Consider the following 6,247-nt stretch of genomic DNA (forward strand, 5'->3'; position numbering starts at 1 on the left):
CATGCTCGCGCGGCGACGGGGTCTGGAACCGCGACACAAGCCTGACGCGGCTGCACGACTGGCACGCGAGGACCGCGGCGCCGGGAAAAAAGAGACCGACCGTGCGCTTAACGGATACACATCCTGGCGGAGTGTTGTTATGCGAGGGCGCCCTAGGGGGACAACATGATCGCCAGCACACCCAAGCCGCCGTACTACGCGGTGATATTCACGGCTGTTCGCGCCGGAGATGACCCGGACTATGCCCAAACCGCAGCTCGTATGGTTGGGCTTGCAGTCCAACAGCCAGGTTTTCTTGGCGTGGAGCATGCCGGCGATACGTCCGGCATAACAGTCTCGTACTGGAAGGACCTGGACTCGATCCGGGCCTGGAAGCAGCACGCCGAGCACATCGAAGCTCAGCGCCGCGGTGCGAGGGCTGGTACCAGAGCTTCAAGACGCGCATCGCCCTGGTGGAACGCGACTACGCGCTCTCGGACTGAGCGCGCGAGCCCTACCCCTCCCCCAACCGTTCCTTCAGCCCGGCCCGCGCGAGCGCGTCCGCGCGCTCGTTGAGCTCGTGGCCGTTGTGGCCCTTCACCCAGCGCCAGTCGACGTCGTGGCGCTGGCGGGCGGCGTCGAGACGCTTCCAGAGGTCGTCGTTCTTCACCGGCTTCCTGTCGGCGGTCAGCCAGCCGCGCTTCTTCCAGCCGTGGATCCACTCGTGGATGCCCTTCTGGACGTACTGGCTGTCGGTGTGCAGCTCCACCTTGCAGGGCTTCTTCAAGGCCTCCAGCGCCTGGATCGCCGCCATCAGCTCCATACGGTTGTTGGTGGTGGAGAGCTCGCCGCCCTTCAGCTCCCGCTCGGTGTCGCCGTACTGCAGGATGGCGCCCCAGCCGCCCGGGCCGGGATTGCCCGAGCAGGCCCCGTCGGTGTGGATGATCACCTTCGGCGTCATGGCGCGGCCGGCGCCCCGAACAGCACGAGGTCCGGCGACGATCGGTGGACCGCCAGCTTGCGCTCGTACTCCATGGGGTCCTTGGGCTTGACCAGGGCGCCCGCGGGCGTCGCGTGCCAGTCGTGCAGCCGCGTCAGGAAGAAGCGCATGGCCGCCCCGTGGGCCAGCACCGGCAGGGCGTCGCGCTCGGCGCCGGTGAGCGGCCGGCGGCTCTCGTAGCCCGCCACCATCGCCCGGGCCGCGGTGATGTTGAAGCTGCCGTCCGGCTCGAAGCACCAGGCGTTCAGCGCGATGGCCACGTCGTAGGCGAAGGCGTCGTTGGCCGCGAAGTAGAAGTCGATGGCCCCGGCGAACTCGCCCGCCTTGAAGAACACGTTGTCGGGGAAGAAGTCGGCGTGGATCACGCCCTCCGGCAGCCCGTTCGGCCAGCGCTCGGCCAACATGGCGAGGTCCGCCTCGATGGTGCGGGCGAGCCCCGGCTTGAAGCCCTCGGCCTCGGCGTGCAGGCCCTGGAACATGGGCCCCCACGCCGCCTGGCCCAGGTCGTTGGTCCGGCGCATCGGGAAGCCCGCCACCGCCAGGTGCAGCTCGGCCAGGCCCCGGCCGGCCTCGCGGCAGTGGGCGACGGTCGGCCGTCGCACCGACAGGCCCGACAGGAAGGAGACGATGGCGCAGGGCTTGCCGCGCACGGTCTTCAGCATCTCGCCGCGGCGGTCGGCGATCGGGGTGGCGCTCGGATAGCCGTGCTCGGCCAGCCAGCGCATCAGGCCCAGGAAGAACGGCAGCTCGTCGGCCTTCACCCGCTTCTCGTAGATGGTCAGGAAATAGCGGCCGGCCTCGGTCTCCAGCAGGAAGTTGGAGTTCTCCACGCCCTCGGCCACGCCCTTGAGGCTCAGCGGGGCGCCGAGGTCGAAATCGGCGAGAAGCTTGGCCAGCTCCTCGTCCGTTATGTCCGTGTAGACCGCCATGATCCGTGCGGAGTGCGGGAGCGCGCGGAGTCGGTCAAGACGCCAGATCGTGCTAGGTTTCCAACTCTCTCCTGCGGAGGAGTCCCATGATTGCGCTGAAGGTCGAGAAGATCGGCGACCAGGTCGCCGTGGTCCTCACGGAAGAAGCCCGCCAGGTGCTCGGCGTCGAGGTCGGCGGGACCCTGCACCTGGAGCCGTCCCCGGACGGGGTGCTGTGCGCCACCACCCAGGAGGTCTGGCTTGAGGATCCCCACGCCCGCGGCCGCGCCTTCCTGAAGCGCTACACCAAGAGCCTGCAGCGGCTCGAGCCCGCCGCCGAGGCCTGAAACCGGCCCGCCCGCCCTTGCCTCCCCGGCCGGGGCGCCCATCTCCGGTGGACCGGCGGCGCCCGCCCTGACGGCCGCCGCGCCGCCGGCCGCCAGACAGCACCCTAGCCTCGCGAGGAGACTTCGCCATGGACGCTATCCGTCTGCATGTGCGCCCGGCCGGCGACGGCTGGCTCGTCGACGCCGCCGGCGCGGTGGAGCCGCTGGTGTTCGCCTCCGGCGGCCGGGCCGAGGCCCAGGCCCACGCGCTCGCCCGCACCCTGGCCCGCTCCGGCCAGGCCGCCCGCGTGCTCGTCCACGACCGCGCCCACCGGGTGGTCGGGACCACGGCCTACCCGCCGGATTAGGTCGGGTTCGCCAGCACCCTGGGCAGCTTGAAGGTCACCGTCTCCCGGGCGGCCTCGACCTCCTCGAGGGTGACCTCGAACACCTCCGCCAGCCGGTCGATCAGGCCCTGCACCAGCACCTCCGGCGCGCTGGCGCCGGCGGTGACGCCCACGGTCCGCGCGCCCTCCAGCCAGCCGGGCTCCAGCCCCGCGGCGTCGTCGATCAGATAGGCCGCCGCGCCCGCCCTGCGCCCCACCTCGGCCAGCCGGACGGAGTTCGAGGAATTGCGGCTGCCCAGCACCAGCAGCACGTCGGACTTCGCCGCGATCGCCTTCACCGCCTCCTGGCGGTTGGTCGTGGCGTAGCAGATGTCCTCCTTGTGCGGCGCGGCGATCCCGGGGAACCGCGCCCTCAGCGCCGCCACGATCTCGGCGGTGTCGTCCACCGAGAGCGTCGTCTGGGTGACGAAGGCGACGTTGGCCGGGTCCCTCGGCGTGAACACCTCCGCGTCCGCCACCGTCTCGATCAGCGCCACCGCGCCCTCGGGAAGCTGGCCCATGGTGCCGACCACCTCCGGGTGGCCGGCGTGACCGATCAGCACGATCTCGCGGCCCGCGTCATGGTGCCGCTGCGCCTCCACGTGCACCTTCGAGACCAGCGGACAGGTGGCGTCGAGGTAGAGCATCTTGCGCGCCTTGGCCTCGGCCGGCACGGCCTTGGGGACGCCATGGGCGGAGAACACCACCGGCCGGTCGGGCGGGCATTCCTCCAGCTCCTCGACGAACACCGCGCCCAGCGCCTTCAACCGCTCCACGACGTGGCGGTTGTGGACGATCTCGTGGCGGACATAGACCGGCGCGCCGTACTTCTCGATCGCCCGCTCGACGATCTGGATCGCCCGGTCGACGCCGGCGCAGAAGCCGCGCGGCGTGGCGAGCAGCACGGTCAGGGCGGGCTTGGGGACGACGGCGTTCATGGGCGCGGAACTTAAGGGCTCGCGCGCCCCGCCGCCAGCCGCGTTGCCGCCGCATTCCTGAGGCTGTACTTAGGCCCCGAACGCGGGCCGCCCTCGCGCCCGCCAAGAGTCCTGGACGCCCTATCGCCATGCGCCGCCTGTTCCTCGTCGCCGCCGCCGTCGCCGCGGCCGCCACCGCCGTCCCCCCTGCCGCCGACGCCCAGGGCCGCCGCCAGGATCCCGAGCAGCAGCAGCGCGACGACGCGGCCAAGAAGCGCAAGCGCGACTCGGAGTGGGGCGACCGCCAGTCCCCCCTGCCCGCCCTGCGCAACGCCGGCCCCTGCCCGTTCGTGAAGACCCTCTACGACGCCGCCCGCTACGTGGAGTTCAAGGACGACCGCGAGGCCTCCGCCAACGTCGGCTTCTCCGGCGAGATCCAGGGCATCTCGGCCGGCTGCCAGTACAAGGACGACGAGCCGATCCAGGTGGCCATGGAGGTGCTGTTCGAGCTCGGCCGCGGCCCGCAGGCCGTCGGCGCCCAAAAGACCTACCGCTACTGGGTCGCCGTCACCGACCGCAACCGCTCGGTGCTGGCGAAGGAAACCTTCGACCTGCCGGTCAACTTCCCGTCCGGCAAGGACCGGGTCTACGTCACCGAGAAGATCAACGAGATCACCATCCCGCGCGCGGCGCTGACCACCTCGGGCTCCAACTTCGAGATCCTGGTGGGCTTCGAGGTCACGCCGCAGATGGCCGCCTTCAACCGTGACGGCAAGCGCTTCCGCCTGAACGCCGGCGCCGCCCAGGCTTCGGCCGGGACCACCACGCCGCCGCAATGACCGACCTCAAGACGGGGCTCAGCGGGGCGGTGGAAGCCGCCTTCGCCGCGCTCGGCCTGCCCCCCGAACTCGGCCGCGTCACCCCCTCCGACCGGCCCGACCTCGCCGACTTCCAGTCGAACGGCGCGCTCGCCGCCGCCAAGCGCGTGGGCCGCAATCCGCGCGAGATCGCAGGCGAGGTCGCCGAGCGCCTCGCCGCCGACCCGCGCGTCGCCGCCGTCGAGGTGGCGGGCCCCGGTTTCGTCAACCTGAAGGTCGCGGCAGACGCGCTGTCGGGCCGCGCCGACGAGATCGCCGCCGATCCCCGCGCCGGCGGCGAGCTGGTCCCCGAGCCCCGCAGGGTGCTGGTCGACTACGGCGGCCCCAACGTCGCCAAGCCCATGCACGTGGGCCACCTGCGCGCCTCGATCATCGGCGAGGCGATCAAGCGCATCTACCGCTTCCGCGGGGACGTGGTGGTGGGCGACGCCCACTTCGGCGACTGGGGCTACCAGATGGGCCTGCTGATCGGCGCCGTCATGGACGAGCACCCCGACATCGCCGCGAAGATCGCCGAACTGAACGCGGCCGCCGCGGACCCGCAGGCCGCCATCCCGCCCGACTTCGAGCGCATCACCCTGGCCGACCTCGACCGGCTCTATCCGCTGGCCGCGGCCAAGGGGAAGGAAGACCCCGCCTACCGCGACCGCGCCCGCAAGCTCACCGCCGAGCTGCAGGCCCACGCGCCGGGCCACTACCTCCTGTGGCGCCGGTTCCGGGACGTGACCCAGGTGGCCCTGGAGCGCGACTTCCATGCGCTCGGCGTCGACTTCGACCTGTGGAAGGGCGAGAGCGACGTCGACCACCTGATCGAGCCCATGGTCCGCGAGCTCGACGAGAAGGGCCTGCTGGTCGACGACCAGGGCGCACGCATTGTCCGCGTCGCCCGCGAGGGCGACAAACGCGAGCTGCCCCCGCTCCTGGTGGTCTCCTCCGAGGGCTCGGCGATGTACGGCACCACCGACCTCGCCACCATCCTCGACCGCAAGCGGACCTTCGACCCGGACCTGGTCATCTACTGCGTCGACCAGCGCCAGGCCGACCACTTCGAGATCGTCTTCCGCGCCGCCTATCTGGCCGGCTACGCGCAGGAGGGCCAGCTCGAGCACATCGGCTTCGGCACCATGAACGGCGCCGACGGCAAGCCCTTCAAGACCCGCGAGGGCGGCGTCCTGAAGCTCAACGACCTGATCGAGATGGCCCGGTCCAAGGCCCGCGAGCGCCTGCACGAGGCCGGCCTGGGCGAGGACCTGCCGGAAGCCGAGTTCGAGGACATCGCCGGCAAGGTGGCCGTCGCCGCCCTGAAGTTCGCCGACCTCTCCAACTTCCGCGGCACCTCCTACGTCTTCGATCTCGACCGCTTCACCAGCTTCGAGGGCAAGACCGGCCCCTACCTCCTCTACCAGGCGGTCCGGGTGAAGAGCCTGCTCGCCAAGGCCGCCGACCAGCAGGCCGAGCCGGGCCCGGTCCAGGTCGCCGAGCCCGCCGAGCGCGACCTCGTCCTCACGCTGGACGCCTTCAACGCCGCCCTGGCCGAGGCCTACGACAAGAAGGCGCCCAACGCCGTCGCCGAGCACGCCTACCGCCTGGCCCAGAGCTTCTCGAAGTTCTACGCCGCCTGCCCGATCCTGACCGCGCCCGAGGATGTCCGCGCCAGCCGCCTGACGCTGGCCAGGGCCACCCTGCGCCAGCTCGAACAGGCCCTCGACGTCCTCGGCATCTCCGTCCCCGACCGGATGTGACCTGATCGGCCACGGGGAAGAGGGAAGGAACCACGGAATACACGGACCACACGGATGGGCGCGGCGCTGAACGTGCCAGCCGGGCGGCGTGGGGAACGTGAATCGCGCGCC

General features: G+C 71.2%; 8 protein-coding genes. 5 read left to right on the plus strand and 3 right to left on the minus strand.

Features of this window, described 5'->3' with window-relative positions:
- Window positions 1-165: 165 nt before the first annotated feature.
- Window positions 166-555 carry an antibiotic biosynthesis monooxygenase family protein gene (locus V7Z97_RS20580; protein WP_442958040.1) on the plus strand — a complete coding sequence of 130 codons (390 nt, stop codon included), beginning with the start codon at window positions 166-168 and terminating at the stop codon, window positions 553-555.
- Here V7Z97_RS20580 and rnhA read toward each other — a convergent pair.
- Together rnhA and thrB are read right to left on the minus strand one after the other, a co-directional pair.
- Window positions 494-940, minus strand: a complete 447-nt coding sequence (gene rnhA, locus V7Z97_RS14155) for a ribonuclease HI (RefSeq protein WP_334164078.1) — start codon at window positions 938-940, stop codon at window positions 494-496. The genes V7Z97_RS20580 and rnhA overlap by 62 nt on opposite strands.
- Complete coding sequence (gene thrB, locus V7Z97_RS14160) at window positions 937-1,908, minus strand: homoserine kinase (protein WP_334164079.1); 972 nt, start codon at window positions 1,906-1,908, stop codon at window positions 937-939. The genes rnhA and thrB overlap by 4 nt, the downstream gene beginning before the upstream one ends.
- Before the next feature lie 86 nt (window positions 1,909-1,994).
- On the opposite strand from thrB, the gene V7Z97_RS14165 reads away from it, so the two are divergent.
- On the plus strand, window positions 1,995-2,234 hold the full coding sequence (locus tag V7Z97_RS14165) for a hypothetical protein (RefSeq protein WP_334164080.1): 240 nt from the start codon (window positions 1,995-1,997) through the stop codon (window positions 2,232-2,234).
- A gap of 128 nt (window positions 2,235-2,362) precedes the next feature.
- The gene (locus V7Z97_RS14170) at window positions 2,363-2,581 is read left to right on the plus strand and encodes a hypothetical protein (protein ID WP_334164081.1); all 219 of its coding nucleotides are present in this window, start codon (window positions 2,363-2,365) and stop codon (window positions 2,579-2,581) included.
- On the opposite strand, the gene ispH is transcribed toward V7Z97_RS14170, so the two are convergent.
- A complete protein-coding gene (gene ispH, locus V7Z97_RS14175) occupies window positions 2,578-3,537 on the minus strand; it encodes a 4-hydroxy-3-methylbut-2-enyl diphosphate reductase (RefSeq protein WP_334164082.1) in 960 nt (319 codons plus the stop codon). The two genes, V7Z97_RS14170 and ispH, sit on opposite strands and share 4 nt — an antisense overlap.
- A gap of 128 nt (window positions 3,538-3,665) precedes the next feature.
- Here ispH and V7Z97_RS14180 point away from each other — a divergent pair, with 128 nt between their 5' ends.
- Together V7Z97_RS14180 and argS are read left to right on the plus strand one after the other, a co-directional pair.
- The gene (locus tag V7Z97_RS14180) at window positions 3,666-4,355 is read left to right on the plus strand and encodes a Tat pathway signal sequence domain protein (protein ID WP_334164083.1); all 690 of its coding nucleotides are present in this window, start codon (window positions 3,666-3,668) and stop codon (window positions 4,353-4,355) included.
- A complete protein-coding gene (gene argS / locus V7Z97_RS14185) occupies window positions 4,352-6,136 on the plus strand; it encodes an arginine--tRNA ligase (protein WP_334164084.1) in 1,785 nt (594 codons plus the stop codon). Before V7Z97_RS14180 ends, argS begins: the two co-directional genes overlap by 4 nt.
- The last annotated feature ends 111 nt before the right edge of the window (window positions 6,137-6,247 follow it).

Origin of the sequence: Phenylobacterium sp. (genome assembly GCF_036821595.1) — a bacterium.
Classification (GTDB): Bacteria; Pseudomonadota; Alphaproteobacteria; order Caulobacterales; family Caulobacteraceae; genus Phenylobacterium.